We start from the raw sequence: 16,235 nt of genomic DNA, 5'->3' as shown, positions 1-16,235 counted from the left end.
CTTTAAAGTATGTCAATGACTCACGAAAGTATTCATCACAGTGCACATGAGCACGATGATCACGATCATCATGAAGAAACATTTTTTAGCAAGTATGTCTTCAGTCAGGATCATAAAATGATCTCCAAGCAATTCCTGGTAACTGCCGTTGTTATGGGGGTTATTGCAATGATGATGTCAGTTTTTTTCAGGCTCCAGTTAGGTTGGCCTGGTGAAAAATTCATGATTTTGGAATTCTTTTTAGGAGAAAAATGGGCTAAAGACGGTATTCTTGCCCCTGACATGTATCTTGCTTTGGTTACCATACATGGAACTATCATGGTTTTCTTTGTACTAACAGGAGGATTAAGCGGAACTTTCAGTAATTTACTTATTCCTCTTCAAATTGGAGCACGCGATATGGCTTCTGGTTTCCTGAACATGCTTTCTTACTGGTTTTTCTTTATATCATCCATTGTGATGATATCTTCTTTGTTTATTGAAACAGGCCCAGCATCAGGTGGATGGACGGTATATCCTCCCTTAAGCGCGCTTCCCCAAGCAATGCCAGGATCTGGATTAGGAATGACTTTGTGGCTTGCAAGTATGTCTTTGTTTATTGTGTCCTCTCTTTTAGGTGGACTAAATTACATCGTTACTATTGTAAATCTTCGTACCAAGGGCATGTCAATGACTAAATTGCCTCTTACCATTTGGGCCTTTTTAGTTACTGCAATTTTAGGTGTACTTTCTTTCCCGGTATTGTTTTCTGCTGCTTTGCTTTTGATTTTCGACAGAAGTTTTGGAACCAGCTTTTACCTTTCTGATATTTACATTGCAGGACAGGCCTTGGAAAACACTGGTGGTAGTCCAATCCTTTATGAGCATCTCTTCTGGTTCCTTGGCCATCCTGAAGTATATATAGTACTTCTTCCTGCTTTAGGACTTACTTCTGAAATTATTTCAACCAATTCGCGTAAACCAATTTTCGGTTACAGGGCTATGATTGGTTCATTGCTTGCAATTGGATTTTTATCCTTTATTGTATGGGGACATCATATGTTTGTTACAGGGATGAGTCCTTTTCTTGGATCAATATTCGTTTTTACAACATTGTTGATTGCAATTCCATCTGCCGTAAAAGTGTTTAATTACATTACCACACTTTGGAAAGGAAACATTGTTTTCACTCCTGCCATGCTCTTTTCAATTGGTCTTGTTTCCTCTTTTATCTCTGGTGGATTAACAGGATTAATTCTTGCGGATTCTGCTTTGGATATTAATGTTCATGACACTTATTTTGTGGTTGCTCATTTTCATATTGTAATGGGTCTTTCTGCTATATTTGGTATGTTTGCTGGTGTTTACCACTGGTTTCCGAAGATGTTTGGAAAAATGCTTAACAAAAAACTTGGTTTTGCTCACTTCTGGCTTACATTCGTTTCTGCATATGGTGTATTTTTCCCTATGCACTTCTTAGGACTTGCCGGAGTTCCTCGTAGATATTATACCAATTCTGCCTTCCCTATGTTTGATCAACTTATTGGAATAAATGAACTGGTTAGTGTTTTTGCCATAATTGGTGCAATTGCACAGGGTATATTTTTATATAATTTCTTTTATAGTATGTTTAGAGGCCAAAGAGCTCCTCAAAATCCTTGGAGATCAAACACACTGGAATGGACAACCCCAGTTGAGCATATTCATGGTAACTGGCCAGGTGCTATACCTGTGGTTCACAGATGGCCATATGATTATTCCAAACCAGATGCGGTAGAAGATTTCATTCCTCAGAATGTGCCTTTAAAAGAAGGAGAGACGGAAGGTCATTGATAAAAAGAAAAAATTTTTTAAAGAGTTGTTCGAAAGATCAGCTCTTTTTTTTTCATATTTATCTAATAACTTTTAAATCAAATTCAAATCCAATAATGGGATAATTTGTGCCAATTAAAAGCAATACATCAACTAAACTATTTGTGTACATGCATTAAATGGGAGTGTTTTGATTTTGGCAGGACCTTTATAGGTCTTTAAATGAATCAAAATCATTTAATCATGAAAACTGTTTTCAATTTACTATTGCTTATTTTGCTATTTACTGTTTATTCAGCAAAAGCTCAGCAGGAACAACAAAGATCAGCATATGATAAAGGGGATATATTATTGAGTGCAGGTGTTTCACTCGGAGCATTCGGGGTTGATCGTTCCTTTAGACGTATTTCCACCGAAAGCAGAGGCACATTTGTCCCTTTTTTCCTAAATGCAGAATACGTTTTTCACCCTTCATTTAGTGCAGGTCCTTATATGGCTTATTATGGTTATGGGTACAATTATAGCATAGCAAATGTTGACCTCTTTCGCCATACAAATTCATTTGCTTTTGGAGCAAGGGGAAGCTGGCATTTTTTGGAAATGTTAAACGAGGTGTTGGATACCGAGGTTGATGCAACCCGATGGGATTTTTATGCAACGCTGCACTTAGGTTTTCAAGTCAATACACTTACAACTGACGATATTCCATCCAGACGAAATGGTGGCCCTAATACAAAAATTACAACATCGAATACCCGTTTAAACCTTGCTCCAGTTATAGGAGCGCGATATATGGTAAACGAAAGATTAGGATTTATGGCCGAAATAGGAAGAGGTCCTTTGGCTTTTAGCTCATTGGGCTTAACTTTTAAATTATAAAAGGTTAACCCGTAAATTTAATTTTGAATTTATTACTTTGGTTTAAATTAAAGATAGGTTATAGTGATTGCTTTAATTGAAATGCATTAATCCTCTGATTATGCATTTCACTTTTGCTGAGATCTACCTGAATTTTCGGTCCTAGTTGAAAATTACTTCTTGTGCTAAAAACTGATTTTTTTAAAAATTTAAAAAAAAGCGAATTTTGCTTTTCTGCCAGCGGCAAAGTTAGCTCTAGTGCTGGCGTAGTTTTCAACTACGTCCAATTTGCCGTGTAACTGAATGCTACACTTGAACCTACACTTACAGGCTTTAATACAATAGATTTCTAGATTTAAGGATGAAATTTCAACGAAGAGAAATTAAAAAAGAGACAATCTTTTCTTTTAACAAATTGCTTTGTGATGCTTTTAATGGGAGGTTTTTAAGGGGATTTAAATACAAGGCTTCAAGGCTGAATTTGTTTTGATTGAAATAAACTCCCTTCCCTTTTTCTGTAAGATGTTTAGCCAGGTATTCCTGTTCGGTTTGCCCTGGCGTAGGTATAAAAGCAGCTTTTTTATTCAATACTGCCAAATCCATTATTGTTGAATAGCCTGGCCTACATAATACGAGTTGCGAAGCTAAAATTATTTCTTTTAATGCCTCAGTATTCAAATGGGCATAAACAGTAATGTTATCAGTTAACTGATAAATCTCTTTTGATTCTGTTACTCCTCTTACTACAGCCGCCTTTATAGCCTTATCTTTAAGTTGTCCGAGTACGATGTTTTCAAAATTTGTTCTCTGTGGTTCAGGTCCTGAGATTATTACCATTAAATCATACTTTTTCTCATAAGTGTTTTCTTTTCCCGGGGAAAATCTTGATAGCGGCCCAATAAAAAAAGCATTTGAAGGTAAAATAGCATTATGAGAAAGATCGCCTGATAAATTTTCTGAACCGGGTAAGTCAGGAATCCAGCATTCACTATATTTGCGAATAAAAAAACAGTTTATTTTATACAGCAATTTTTCAAATACCGGTGATTTGATTTTTATTTGATGTGTAATGAAAACACAAGGAATCTTTTTTGACCAAAGCCCGAAACGGTTATCCGATATTACAGCTGAAATAGCATGGGAAGCTATTATTTTTTTTAATTCCTGGTGCTCTTTGTAAATACGCCAAAGAATTTGTGGCGTTTTAATAGCCATTTTTAATATCATTCCTGTTTTTGAAGGATATCTAATGTTATAACCTTCAAAAGAAATGAATTGAAGTTGAGGGAATTCTTGTTTTAAAAAGTGCAGCGGACGCCTTTCTGAAGCAATAATAACCTCTGCACCTTGATTAAGCAATTCTCTTATAATAGGCACACACCTTGTTGCATGACCAAGTCCCCAATCCAATGGACAGATTAAAATACGGGCTGCAGTTTTAGGTAAAGTTTCCAATTTATTTGGAAAATTACGATTATAACCTGATTTTAAAAATAGAAGCATTAATTTTGTCAAAAAAATATGATAGCAGTAATATCCGGTGCAACTAGAGGAATTGGAAGAGCATTAAGTTTTGCTTTTGCAGCAGAAGGCTTTAGTCTGGCACTAACAGCTCGTTCTGAATCCGAACTTAATGCTTTATCTATAGCACTCAGACTAAAACACCCTTCCATAGAAGTAATGGTTCAAAAGGCTGATTTTTCTAATAAAGAAGAGATAAAAAAATTTACATCAGCAGTTATAGAAAAATGGAAAGAATCAACAGTGATAATCAACAATGTTGGTATATATTCCATGGGAAGCTTATCAGAAGAAACGGATGAGGCTTTTGAAAAAAACATGGCGGTTAATTTCTCTAGCGCGTGGTATTTTACCAGACCCTTTTTGCCTGCATTAAAATTAAAAGGCAAGGGCCATATTTTTAACATTTGTTCAGTAGTTAGTAAAGAACCAAAAGCGGGAGCTGCTTCTTATTCCATATCAAAAGTCGCCTTATATGGGTTTAACAAAGTGTTATGTGAGGAGATGAGGGAGTATAATGTTAAGGTAACGGCTGTTTTGCCTGGTTCTGTGAACACTTCTTCTTGGAAAGGGCTAAATGCCCCGGTTGAAAGTTTTGTAGAGCCAGAGGATGTTTCTTCTGCAATCGTTGCCGCCTATAAAACTTCAGCTTTCGCCTTAACAGAGGAAATTATTATCAGGCCATTGGATAGAAAATATTAAAAATGAAAAAAGTAGCATCTTACAAGCTTCAGCAATACATTTTTTTATAGAATGATTAGAAACAATATTTTTTATCCTTTGTGGAGAATAGATTAAAACCATTAATCTAAAACCAATAAAAATCAATAAAATACGATTACATAATTATATAAATTCAATTAAGTCAATGGCCAAAAGAAAAATGGAGCGTTTTGCAGAAGTAGACGCAGCCCCCAATGTTATACAGCATGTACAGGTATCTGCTGATATTGATGACCATTTCTTAAAAGGAAAGTGGAATGAAGAATATTTTAAAAACGATTTGCCAATTGTATTGGAACTTGGCTGTGGTAAGGGTGAATATACATTAGGACTAGCACAGCGATTCATAGATAAAAATTTTCTTGGGTTAGACATTAAAGGAGCCAGGATTTGGAAAGGGAGTAAAACTGCTCTTGAAAAAAACTTAACCAATGTTGCATTTATTCGCACAACAGTTGACAGGATTGAAAAACTTTTTGGGAAAAATGAGGTGGACGAAATATGGATAACCTTTCCTGATCCTCAGCCTCAAAAGCCAAAGGAAAGAAAAAGACTTACTTGTCCTCAGTTTATAAATAAATATAAAAACACACTAAAGGAAGGAGGAATTATTCATCTGAAAACGGATAATAAACCTTTTTATGAATATACTTTAGAAGTAATAAAGCAGGAAAAATACGAACTTTTAATCGCCACGGATAATCTATACAATGAAAAAGAAAAACTGGACCTGCCTGAAGGATTATTGGAAATAAAGACTTTTTATGAATCCATGTTTACTGCTAAAGGCTTTAATATTTGTTATCTAAAATTCAGAATTTAATTTGAAATCAATTCTTGAGATTGTGTTTTCACTTATTTTATGCTTATGATTTTTTTTGAAAAGCACCCCATAATAATTCTCAAAAGGAACATGATTTTTTGAAGTTTTAAAACAAAAAAACAAAGCAAATTTATTATGCAAAAGGGGAATAAAGATTTTTTCGAAATGGTTTTTCAGGTTGTACGGCTTATTCCTGAGGGGCGTGTAACGAATTATGGAGCAATAGCCAAATTTTTGGGAACAGCCCGTTCTTCAAGAATGGTTGGTTGGGCTATGAATAATGCCCATGGTCAACTTGAACCTGTTCCTGCTCACCGGGTGGTGAACCGGAATGGAATGTTAACAGGAAAAGCACATTTCAATCCTCCCTCCCTTATGCAGGAACTTTTAGAAAAGGAGGGAATTGCGGTAAAAGAGGATCAGGTTTTGAATTTCAATGCGTTTTTTTGGGATCCTGAACTGGAAATAGAATAAACTTTTATTACCAGTATAGCTTAATCAAGCGCCATCTTATAAAGTCTTTTCCCTTTTTCGTGTTTGCTTTTGTGAAGAAAATAAACAGTATTATTATTTGCCAGAATCTTTTCAGGAAAGGTAAATGCTTCAATAACATAGTCTCTTACAGCACTACCGGTATAGACGTCTATTTCTCTTAAATGAGCTATGCCGTTAGATAAAAATTTATAATAAAACTTACCGCTAAATTCATCCAGCAGGATGGATTGTTCTTTTGCTTTTTTACTGCCGTAGGTGATATAGGAGGAATGTAGTCTTTGGCCATTTAAGGCAAAAACATGAAGAGAATCAATAATGTGATTGAAAATAAAAACAGTATCGTTTTTAATCATAAAGGGACAAAATTTTGGTTCCAGCAAAAGTTTGGTGAACCAACCGTTAACCTCAGGATTAAAGTCGGAAGGCAAAGGGAATGGACGAGGAACATCAGTGTAAATTGCATTTAATTCCCGGAGTTCTCTTCGCGTTTTAAAATCTGTTTCCAAAAGAATTTGCTGAGGATCACGCCATTCTGATCCTGTATTTCGTTCAGAAAGAATAGATGTGTTTAATTGTTGCGCTTGCTTAGCATTTGTTCCAGCAATGCTTTGTCTTTCTTGAGCCGCTATTTGTGCATTGAGGCTTATCTTTCTGTTTTCTTCCAAATAAAAATCCATTTGGGCAGTAGCAGAGTATGAATAGAAAACACTGTTTTTTGCAGTATCATTTAAAGAGGTCTGAATAAAATCAATAATTCCTTCATAAGGCTTGTCATACCTGAAGAACAGGTGTAATTTATTTGCTGCAATCATTGGCTTTACATTTTTTTGGAATTGAGCGAGGGTGATTTCCCGGTAAATTTTGAACACTGTTTTTTCATAGGATACAAGTTTGGCACTCCTGTCTGTAAGTAGGAAAATTGTGCCATAAGAATCCTTAAAGGAACTCAGGGGAGTGAAATTTATCGTTCTGTCCATTAAGGTATCGCCCATGGAATTTACAATGGCAATATTGCGCTTGGATCCCTTTGCGATTAACATCCATATTTTATCGTCTTGCAATTCATAATCATAAATCCATTTGCTGATTTTTCCATCAAACCCGTATACGATCTCCGGTGTCTTTTTTGCCCTTATCACGGCCTCCCTTAACCCATATTCACTTTTTTCCAGGGTTATGCTAAGGGATATTACAGTATCTGTGGCTGTTGAAGGATCAAAATAAGGAATATGAATTACTTGAGTTTTAAAACCTATATATGATATGCGCAAGGTGTCTGGGCTTGAAACCTTTATTTTGAAAAAACCTGTTTTGTCTGTTGTTGTACCTCTTTTGCTATGTGCGGAAATAATATTTGCTCCTGGCAAGGTTGTTTGTTTTTGATCCAAAACCCGTCCTATTAACAGGATTTCATTTTTTTGAGCATGAGAAAATGTGCTCAGAAAAAGAAGTATTAAACAAGGAGCTAATAAATGCCTCATGCTATAGGGATTGGTGTAAATATGGGAGCGGATTATAGAAATAAGCCAAAACCGCATGTAGCAAAGTTAATAGAAATCAAAGGCTATGCATAAATTATATCTTAACCCCATTCATTTGAAATATTAAAGATGTCTTGTTTATACCTGTTTATGCCTGAAACAGTTAATGCCCAAATAAATTCATTTTTATATTATCTTTGAATAGAATAGGGCTTTGTTCTTATTAATACTAAAATCAACAGCAATTTTTATGGAAAAGAAAAAAGTTCTATTCACACTGGTTTTATTAGCGATGTTTATTAATTCGGCAAAACCTATAAACTGGACTACAATTTCCAGTGGTTATTGGAATAATTCGGCTATATGGGAAACAGGTGTTGTGCCTGCTTATTCCAATTCTGATACCTTGATTATCGCACACCCTGTTGTTTTTGACAGTAATATTATCCTAAATTCCGGTGCGTTTTTGAAAATCGAAAATGAGGGTGGCCTATGTGGTCATCACAGTATTATTGTTAATACCGGGGCCTCAATTCTTAAATATGGAATTTTAGAAATGGATGTTTTATCAATTCCCGGTGGCAGTGCTAGCTTTCTTGCTCCCGGCAAAGTCATTATTTCCATGTATGGTATAATTACAGGCAATCTTAATGTTAGTTGTACTATGGCTGTTGGACCATGGTTTGAATGTTCTCAGCCTACTTTTGCTTTTACTTTAGTTGGTATTGAAGAAAAACAAAGCAATGCATGTAATTTGTTTCCCAATCCAAACCTGGGAGTGTTTACCTTGGAACATTCTTTTTCTTCTGAAAGAATAATCATACAAATAATAGATCTAACAGGCAGGACAGTGTACAACAGAACTGTTTTTAATTCCACGGGCACTGAAAGTATTAATGAAGGTGGTTTAAAACCGGGAATTTATTATTGGGAGCTCCTTTCCAAAAACAATGTTTCTTCAAGAGGAAAAATGATTGTTAACTAAAAACTCATCTTTCATTCCTGGCATACTCAGTCTTTCATGAAATCACCACTTCTTAAAATCAGGTTTAACCAACTCTCAAGAGAATTAGATGATCTTGGTGTGTTCTATGGCTTGTTTTATTTTGCTTTGTTTATTTTACTGATATTGGTTTCATATAAATTTTTTATGATGCCAGATAAAGCATATATACCTGGTTTAGCAATTGTTTCAGTTTTGTTTTATTTACACAATTCCCGCAAAGACAAGCAGTTTGTTTTTCTGCATGTTAAAAATCCTTCCTGGTCAATATTTACTGAATACCTTGTGTTTAGTTTGCCCTTTACCCTGCCTTCATTATTCACCAGCCAATATTTCTACTTTCCGCTGGTTATTTTTATTATTTTTCTGATATCCAATCTTAATTATAAATTTAAAATAAAAAAACCAAACATAAATCCTTCGCGCTTCATTAAAGCGGATAATTTTGAATTAATCAGTGGAATTCGTAAGTATTACCTGGGGTTTATTTTTATTTATCTTTTGGCAATTGCTTTTTGCTGGCTGAGTTTTTTACCTTTATTTTTCCTATGGATACTAACAACGTTAATTATTTCTTTTTACCAGGAATGCGAATCATTAAATGTGCTGAAAGTTAGTAGTGATACAGCAGCAGAATTTTTAAAAAACAAAATCTTCAGTCAGGCAAAATTCCTTGTTTTGCTTTATTCCCCTGTATTAATTATTAACATGTTCTTTAACAGTGAATACTGGTTCGTAAATATTGTTTTCCTTTTCCTGCAATTGCTTATTCTTTTTTTTGCGATACTTTACAAATACAATGTTTATGAACCAAACAAGAACTTCTCTGAAAGCGCTATAATTGTTTCCTTTGTTTCAATAAGTGGTTTAATACCATTTTTATTGCCCATTCCCTTGGTTATGTGCTTAAGAAATTATTCAAAAGCAATTAAAAATTTAAAGACATACATTCATGCTTGAAGCAAAAGACCTGACCATAAAATTTGATGGAATTCCAATATTGAAAAACCTGAATTCTAGTTTTTCCGGGAGTAATATTCATGGCATTATTGGCCTTAATGGTTCTGGAAAAACCACCTTTTTTAATTGTATGGCAGGAGTGATTAAGCCAGATATGGGATCCTTTTTATGGAATGGTAAAACAATAAGCAGTAAAGAAATCGGATATATTGAAACAAGCAATTACTTTTATTCCAATATCACCGGAAAGGAATACTTAAATATTTTTCCACTTACAAACAAGGAGTTTAATCTTGAAAGCTTCCAGGAATTAATGCATTTGCCTTTGCAAAATTTAATTGAAACCTATTCCACCGGAATGAAAAAGAAGCTTGCATTATTAGCCATGGTAAAGCAGGATAAGCAAATTTATATTTTTGATGAACCCTTTAATGGCCTTGATATGGAAACCAATAAAATATTGATGATCATGATAAAGGCATTAAGCAATAAGGGCAAAACAGTTTTTATTTCTTCTCATATTTTAGAACCCTTGCTGAACATTTGTGAGCAAATTCATTATTTGTCTAATGGCATTATCCTTAAAACGTTTGATAAACAACAGTTTGGAGGCATTGAAAAGGAGTTGTTTGAAAAGCTAAAACTAAAAGCAACCGAAATTTTAAAAAATGCTATTTAACCTTTAAATACAGCTTTTCTGCTTTTCTACTTGTTAATGAGATTAAAAAAAAGCAAAATCCCCAAAGCATTCTTAGCCAATAAACCAAACCAGGATAAAGTCTTGTATTCTTAAGCATTCAGAGGAAAGTTAAACAGATATTGTATGGTATGATTTTTAGTGTTTTATAAATATAGCATAGCTATACCACATGAGCTTTAAAATCAAATTATATACATATGAAAAACCTGATTTTATTTTTCACAATTTGTGCTTTTCAATTTCAGTTTGATCTTAAGGCACAAGAAACAGTTACAGAAAAGCCAAAGTATAAACATTCCATTGGCGCAGCAGCAGGTTTTACCACAGGTTACGGTTTATCATACAGGTATATTCCCACAAAATTTGGTGTTCAATTAACTTTCGGGCCCTATACTGATGAACGTCTTACCCAATTAAGCAGCGGGTTAACTTTTATGTATTATATTTTTCAGGATCAAAATGTCAATTTTTTTCTCTATCAGGGAAACCATTATTTATACAGGCATTCTTTGGAGTATATTTATTTTGAGGGCCCTTTTGTAGAACCTTTTCCAGAACCAGAATTAAAATGGATTACTAACAATCGAATGAATAATGGCATAGGCTTTGGCTTTGATTTCAACATAGGAAGCAGAATTTCCTGGAATATTTTGGCCGGTTATGCAGCTTATAACAATTTCAGCAGATTCACTCTTACTGGAGAAACATCCTTGTATTTTAAATTGTAAGCAAGATAATCCACAATTTTCCTAATCCTTCGGGTTCCATTTTTATTGTGTTCAAGGTTCAATCTGTATAAAAAGTTTTTACTTTGGCTTGAGTAGAAAATACTAAATAATATATATTTGTTCGTGTTTATTGTTGATTTTTTTACCTTAGTAAATCATTTTAATCTAATAAACTATGATTAAGCTCATTTTAGCATTTGTTTTTTCTTTTCTTTTCATAACAAATAATACAAATCCTATCTATTCTTCTAAAGAGGGAAGTGTTAAATTTGTATCAAATGCACCTCTTGAAATCATTAAGGCAGAATCAAATAAACTTGTTTCAGTTATTGATGCCCAAAAAAGAACTTTTGCTTTTACAATACCGGTTAAATCATTCCTGGGTTTTAATAGTCCTTTGCAAAAGGAGCATTTTAATGAAAACTATATGGAAAGCGATAAGTTTCCAATAATCACATTTAAAGGAAAAATTATCGAAGAAATTGATTTTTCAGTTTCGGGAACTCATAATTTACGAGCTAAAGGCATCATAAGCATTCATGGGATCGAAAAGGAAAAAATAATAAATTCAAAAATCAGTATAAAAAATGATCAGATTGAATTGCAGTCTCAATTTGATGTGCTTTTAGTGGATCATAACATTAGAATACCAAAGGTGGTAAACCAAAAAATTGCTGAAATTATTTCAATAGAAGTAAATACCCATCTTTTATCAAAATAGCATGAACTTAATTAAAGGCAGTTTAAGATTTTTGGCAATACTTGTTTTTGTATTGATTTTTCATGTTTTTTCTTTTAGCCAAATACTAAGAAAACAAGTATTGATTAAGGGTATGAAAAATGTAAAAGCAAACTGTTTTTTTCAGGATAAGCAGGGATATTTATGGACTGGAACCTCCAAGGGTTTAATCCAGCATTATTCAACAGGTACCACTTCTTTCACAACTGAAAACGGCTTAGTATCAGAAGAAATAAGTGCTTTGTCACAGGGGGCTGATGGAACAATATGGATTGGACATAACAACGGAAAAATTTCCATTTTAGATTCATCAGGAATTAAAGCATTTGAACACAATGCAAAACTCTCGGATAATCCCATAACAGCAATCTTGCATAAAAATGCCAAAACATATATTACTACTTATGGATCTGGCGTCTTTATTTTAAATAACAATACACTGAACTTACTTAATGAGGATGAAGGCCTTGGAGATAATTATGTTTATTCTGTTGCATCCGATAATTCCTCACGTGTTTTTTTTGGTTGTGATGCGGGTATAACCATCTATGATGAAAATAAAGCGGATGCCCCTAGCTTTAATTATTTATCCATGCGAACTGGCCTTCCGGATAATATTGTTAGAGAAATGGTATACTTTAAGGATCAATTGTGGATAGGAATGCAAGATTCAGGTTTTTGTAAATACTCTTTAATTGATCAAAAATTCGTTCGCAGTTCAACTTCATTAAATTGGAATTTTGGACCAGTTACTTCTTTAAAAATCGATTACAAAGAAAATCTATGGATTGGTACTCAAACCGGGAATTTATTGTGTTTTTCAGGCAGTGATTTTCAACATGAAATAATAAAATCCATTCTTCCCATGCAGGGGCTTTTTCCCAAAAATATTCTTTGTCTTTTTGAGGATGCTGAAAAAAACTTTTGGATAGGAACCGAAAGTTATTTGATCCACTACAAAAAAAGCAGGTTTGAATTTATTGCCACGGATGAAATTAAAGAAAATGTGTTTGCCATTTACCAGGATAAAAAAGGAAGGCATTGGGTTGGTTCTGATTCAGGATTTTCTATGTATCACTACGATAAAACAGGAAAATTACAGAAAAAAAAATATTTTTCGGATGCAGGGAAAATTCAAATAGTTTCTATTGTTGAAGAAAATGAAAATATTTTATGGCTTGGAACCTATGGAAAAGGGATAATCAGGCTAAATGTTCTAAATGGAACATCTGATTTTTATACTGTTAAAGAGGGCTTGGCAAATGATAATGTAATTTCTCTTGTTAAAGACAATGCCGGAACTCTTTGGGCCGGGACACTGGGAGGAGGAATTTCAGAAATAAAACAGGTTGATACAAAGTTGGTTTTTACTACTTATAACACTGAAAATGGTCTAAACAGTAATTATATCTATCAGCTTTTTATTGATGCCTCCAATCAGATTTGGATTGCAAGCGATGGTGGGGGATTGTGCTTTAAGAAAACAGGCCAAAAAATAGAAAGCCTTTTGTTTAAAGAATTGAAAAATGCTACAGTCTATTCCGTTACAGAGGATAAAGAAAAGAATATTTGGTTTAGTACCGATGATGGGGTATATAAATATGACAAAAGCAAACTGGAATTATTTGATATTAATAATGGCTTAAGAGAGAAGACTCCTGTTATTTTAACGTGTAATCTGAGAGGGAATATAGTAACAGTTCATAACTCAGGTATTGATGTATTGGATAAAACAGAAGTATCTTATTATAATTTATTTGAAAATGAACAGGATATAGAATTTGAACCCAATATTAATTCGTTTTATACGGATAAGGAAGGAAACATATGGATAGGCACAAATTCCGGAATAGTTAAATTCCGTTCAGTAACTACCCAAGTTGATTTATTGGCACCTCGCATTCATCTAATTAATATAAAAGTTAATCTTAAAGAGCATTTAATAAAACAAAACACGGAATTGGACCACAATAACAACAACCTGATTTTTACCTTTCAGGGATTGTGGTTCAGCAGTCCGGAAAAAATAAAGTATCGATATAAATTAGAGGGATTTGAGAATGATTGGTCATTTGAAACCGAAACCCCACATGCATCTTATCCAAACTTGCCTCCTGGGAAATACACTTTTAAGGTGCAGGCTACTTCTGAAAATTATATATGGAGCGATGAGTTAAATTATAGTTTTACAATTCTTCCTCCTTTTTGGAAAACCTGGTGGTTTATTTCAGCCCTAATTATTGCTATTATTTCAGCAGTAATGACTTTTATACAATACAGGGAAAGAAAGTTAGTGCAAGAAAAGCGACTATTAGAAGATAAAGTTGAGGAAAGAACAAGTGAAATAACAAAGCAGAAAAAAATAATTGAAATAAAAAACAGTGATATTACCTCTAGTATTGCTTATGCAAAGCGTATCCAGCAAGCAATGTTGGTAAACGAGGGGATGATAAAAAATTATATTCCTGAATCATTTGTTTTATTTAAGCCCAAGGATATTGTGAGTGGAGATTTTTATTGGTTTTCATGCATAGAAAATGAGGCTGAAGAAAGTGATAGAACAATTTTGCTTGCAGCAGCAGATTGTACTGGACATGGTGTCCCTGGGGCCTTTATGAGCATGATAGGAATAAATAAGTTAAATGAGGTTGTTAAGGAAGTTACAGATCCAGGAAGGATTTTAGAGAAATTAAATGTTTCAATTAAATCTTCCTTGCAAAAATCAGGAAACCAAGTTTCTGCAAGCGATGGAATGGATATTGCCATTTGTTCTTTAAATGTAAAGAAAAGAGAATTGTTTTATTCAGGAGCAAATCGACCATTATGGGTAATACGTAAAAATGAAAACAAATTGCAGGGTACTGATGAAGAATTTGAATTTATTGAATACAAGGCAGATAAAGTTGCAATAGGTGGATATACGGACAACAGCCAAAAGTTTGTTACCCAAAGTATAGAACTTAAAAAAGGGGATGGTGTATATCTTTTTTCGGATGGCTTTGCTGATCAATTCGGTGGTGATAGCTCTAAAAAACTAATGACCAAGAATTTCAGAAAATTTCTTTTCACCATACAGCACAAATCATTGAAAGAGCAATCAGAAGAATTATCAGAATTTTTTGAAATATGGAAAGGTGAGAATGAACAAATTGATGATGTACTTGTGATTGGGTTCAGGGCTTAAAAAAACTTTCTGTTATACGGTAAAATGCTTAAAGCAAATAGTAAATGCAGCCGAAAATTCCTTAGCCTTTGTTGATTACAGATAAGGTGGATACAAAAAAAAGAGGCTCACCTTTTGGGTAAGCCTCTTTTTATTTATATTAATTTTAGTTTACAATTTTATAAGTTTCCTCTGAATAGTTTTATCTCCATCTGATATTGTAATATAATAAACTCCTCCGGCATAATTCGAAAGATTTATTTTTTCAGTGAAGCTATTATTGCTTTCCATTAGTTCCTTATAATAAATAGTCTCACCAAGAGTATTTATGATGGAAATTTTTAAATCACCACTTAATGAACTAACATATTTAATAGTAAAGAAATCCATTGAAGGATTTGGATAAATAATAAGATTGTCCTCTGTAATTACGAAGATTCCAGTTGTTGTATATTCAAAACCTTCAGAAGTAATTGATTGACAATCATTATTATCAATTACAATGACAGTATAGGTTCCTTCTTGAGTAACTGTAATACTTTGGGTGTTTCCACTTATTAAAGCACCATTTAAATACCACTGATAACTTGTTCCTGAAACAGATGCTGTTAATACATCCACAGCAGTTTGAGTGATTTCGGCTGTTAAGGGTAAAGGATTAACCGTCATGTTAATAATGTTTGATGTGGCATTGGTAGGACTTGCACAGGATAAATCAGATGTAAGATCACAAGTAATTGCATCGCCATTTGCCGGAGTATAAGAATAGGTGCTGGCAGTGGCTCCTGCAATGTTTATCCCTCCTTTTTTCCATTGATACGTTGGAGAAGCTCCTCCGTTAGTTTGTGTAGCGGTAAAAGTTACAGCACTTCCTGAGCAGGTCGGATTTGTTCCTGTTGTTAAAGCAATGGATACAGTAGGTGTAACTGTTGAAGTTACAGACATGGCAATAGAATTGGATGTAGCTGTTGTTGGGCTTGCACAAGTAGCATTAGATGTAAGAACACAAGTAATTGCATCACCATTTGCCGGAGTATAAGAATAGGTGCTGGTAGTGGCTCCTGTTATATTTGTCCCCCCTTTTTTCCACTGATACGCAGGAGTTGTTCCACCGTTAGTTGGGGTAGCTGTAAAAGTTACAGCACTTCCCGAGCAGGTTGGATTTGTTCCCGATGTTAAAGCAATGGATACAGAAGGGGTAACTGTTGAAGTTACAGACATGGTAATAGAATTGGAAGTTGCTGTTGTGG

14 protein-coding genes are annotated in these 16,235 nt (G+C 34.0%); 11 read left to right on the top strand and 3 right to left on the bottom strand.

Annotation, left to right across the window (positions count from 1 at the left end):
- Nucleotides 1-15: 15 nt before the first annotated feature.
- Both H0V01_01115 and H0V01_01110 read left to right on the top strand, forming a co-directional pair.
- The gene (locus tag H0V01_01115; protein ID MBA2581966.1) at nt 16-1,812 is read left to right on the top strand and encodes a cbb3-type cytochrome c oxidase subunit I; all 1,797 of its coding nucleotides are present in this window, start codon (nt 16-18) and stop codon (nt 1,810-1,812) included.
- 222 nt (nt 1,813-2,034) lie between these two features.
- On the top strand, nt 2,035-2,670 hold the full coding sequence (locus H0V01_01110) for a hypothetical protein (protein MBA2581965.1): 636 nt from the start codon (nt 2,035-2,037) through the stop codon (nt 2,668-2,670).
- A 348-nt stretch (nt 2,671-3,018) separates the two neighbouring features.
- On the opposite strand, the gene H0V01_01105 is transcribed toward H0V01_01110, so the two are convergent.
- Entirely contained in the window at nt 3,019-4,152 is a 1,134-nt protein-coding gene (locus H0V01_01105) for a glycosyl transferase family 28 (protein ID MBA2581964.1), read from the bottom strand.
- 18 nt (nt 4,153-4,170) lie between these two features.
- Here H0V01_01105 and H0V01_01100 point away from each other — a divergent pair, with 18 nt between their 5' ends.
- The 3 genes from H0V01_01100 to H0V01_01090 all read left to right on the top strand — a co-directional run bounded on the left by H0V01_01100 (nt 4,171) and on the right by H0V01_01090 (nt 6,190).
- Nucleotides 4,171-4,872, top strand: coding sequence for an SDR family oxidoreductase (locus H0V01_01100; protein ID MBA2581963.1), 702 nt, complete (start codon nt 4,171-4,173; stop codon nt 4,870-4,872).
- A 166-nt stretch (nt 4,873-5,038) separates the two neighbouring features.
- Complete coding sequence (trmB, locus tag H0V01_01095) at nt 5,039-5,716, top strand: tRNA (guanosine(46)-N7)-methyltransferase TrmB (protein MBA2581962.1); 678 nt, start codon at nt 5,039-5,041, stop codon at nt 5,714-5,716.
- A 135-nt stretch (nt 5,717-5,851) separates the two neighbouring features.
- Complete coding sequence (locus tag H0V01_01090) at nt 5,852-6,190, top strand: MGMT family protein (GenBank protein ID MBA2581961.1); 339 nt, start codon at nt 5,852-5,854, stop codon at nt 6,188-6,190.
- A 20-nt stretch (nt 6,191-6,210) separates the two neighbouring features.
- Here H0V01_01090 and H0V01_01085 read toward each other — a convergent pair whose 3' ends face one another.
- Nucleotides 6,211-7,692 carry a carboxypeptidase-like regulatory domain-containing protein gene (locus tag H0V01_01085; GenBank protein ID MBA2581960.1) on the bottom strand — a complete coding sequence of 494 codons (1,482 nt, stop codon included), beginning with the start codon at nt 7,690-7,692 and terminating at the stop codon, nt 6,211-6,213.
- Nucleotides 7,693-7,942: 250 nt separating this feature from the next.
- Between H0V01_01085 and H0V01_01080 the strand changes: the two genes are divergently transcribed.
- From H0V01_01080 to H0V01_01055, 6 genes are all read left to right on the top strand, one after another.
- Nucleotides 7,943-8,677 (top strand): T9SS type A sorting domain-containing protein, encoded by a 735-nt coding sequence (locus tag H0V01_01080; protein MBA2581959.1) that lies wholly within the window; start codon nt 7,943-7,945, stop codon nt 8,675-8,677.
- Between the two features lie 36 nt (nt 8,678-8,713).
- Nucleotides 8,714-9,655: a hypothetical protein gene (locus tag H0V01_01075; GenBank protein ID MBA2581958.1), complete on the top strand. Its 942-nt coding sequence runs from the start codon at nt 8,714-8,716 to the stop codon at nt 9,653-9,655.
- The gene (locus tag H0V01_01070) at nt 9,648-10,334 is read left to right on the top strand and encodes an ATP-binding cassette domain-containing protein (protein ID MBA2581957.1); all 687 of its coding nucleotides are present in this window, start codon (nt 9,648-9,650) and stop codon (nt 10,332-10,334) included. The genes H0V01_01075 and H0V01_01070 overlap by 8 nt, the downstream gene beginning before the upstream one ends.
- A gap of 218 nt (nt 10,335-10,552) precedes the next feature.
- On the top strand, nt 10,553-11,083 hold the full coding sequence (locus H0V01_01065; GenBank protein ID MBA2581956.1) for a hypothetical protein: 531 nt from the start codon (nt 10,553-10,555) through the stop codon (nt 11,081-11,083).
- A gap of 175 nt (nt 11,084-11,258) precedes the next feature.
- Nucleotides 11,259-11,804, top strand: coding sequence for a YceI family protein (locus H0V01_01060; protein MBA2581955.1), 546 nt, complete (start codon nt 11,259-11,261; stop codon nt 11,802-11,804).
- Between the two features lies 1 nt (nt 11,805).
- Nucleotides 11,806-15,006 carry a SpoIIE family protein phosphatase gene (locus H0V01_01055; GenBank protein MBA2581954.1) on the top strand — a complete coding sequence of 1,067 codons (3,201 nt, stop codon included), beginning with the start codon at nt 11,806-11,808 and terminating at the stop codon, nt 15,004-15,006.
- A gap of 150 nt (nt 15,007-15,156) precedes the next feature.
- Here H0V01_01055 and H0V01_01050 read toward each other — a convergent pair.
- A partial coding sequence (locus H0V01_01050) for a T9SS type A sorting domain-containing protein (protein ID MBA2581953.1) occupies nt 15,157-16,235 on the bottom strand: 1,079 nt, incomplete at its 5' end.

It is taken from the genome of Bacteroidota bacterium (genome assembly GCA_013696965.1).
Taxonomy (GTDB): Bacteria; Bacteroidota; Bacteroidia; order JACCXN01; family JACCXN01; genus JACCXN01.
The sequence above is the reverse complement of the archived record's forward strand: the minus strand, read 5'-3'. Positions and strand labels throughout refer to the sequence as shown.

Bases quoted from the DNA above. Each gene is read 5' to 3' on its own strand.
- H0V01_01055 (MBA2581954.1), top strand. From the start codon at position 11,806: ATGAACTTAATTAAAGGCAGTTTAAGATTTTTGGCAATACTTGTTTTT.
- H0V01_01060 (MBA2581955.1), top strand. From the start codon at position 11,259: ATGATTAAGCTCATTTTAGCATTTGTTTTTTCTTTTCTTTTCATAACA.
- H0V01_01075 (MBA2581958.1), top strand. From the start codon at position 8,714: ATGAAATCACCACTTCTTAAAATCAGGTTTAACCAACTCTCAAGAGAA.
- H0V01_01065 (MBA2581956.1), top strand. From the start codon at position 10,553: ATGAAAAACCTGATTTTATTTTTCACAATTTGTGCTTTTCAATTTCAG.
- H0V01_01080 (MBA2581959.1), top strand. From the start codon at position 7,943: ATGGAAAAGAAAAAAGTTCTATTCACACTGGTTTTATTAGCGATGTTT.
- H0V01_01100 (MBA2581963.1), top strand. From the start codon at position 4,171: ATGATAGCAGTAATATCCGGTGCAACTAGAGGAATTGGAAGAGCATTA.
- H0V01_01110 (MBA2581965.1), top strand. From the start codon at position 2,035: ATGAAAACTGTTTTCAATTTACTATTGCTTATTTTGCTATTTACTGTT.
- trmB (MBA2581962.1), top strand. From the start codon at position 5,039: ATGGCCAAAAGAAAAATGGAGCGTTTTGCAGAAGTAGACGCAGCCCCC.
- H0V01_01115 (MBA2581966.1), top strand. From the start codon at position 16: ATGACTCACGAAAGTATTCATCACAGTGCACATGAGCACGATGATCAC.
- H0V01_01105 (MBA2581964.1), bottom strand. From the start codon at position 4,152: ATGCTTCTATTTTTAAAATCAGGTTATAATCGTAATTTTCCAAATAAA.
- H0V01_01070 (MBA2581957.1), top strand. From the start codon at position 9,648: ATGCTTGAAGCAAAAGACCTGACCATAAAATTTGATGGAATTCCAATA.
- H0V01_01085 (MBA2581960.1), bottom strand. From the start codon at position 7,692: ATGAGGCATTTATTAGCTCCTTGTTTAATACTTCTTTTTCTGAGCACA.
- H0V01_01090 (MBA2581961.1), top strand. From the start codon at position 5,852: ATGCAAAAGGGGAATAAAGATTTTTTCGAAATGGTTTTTCAGGTTGTA.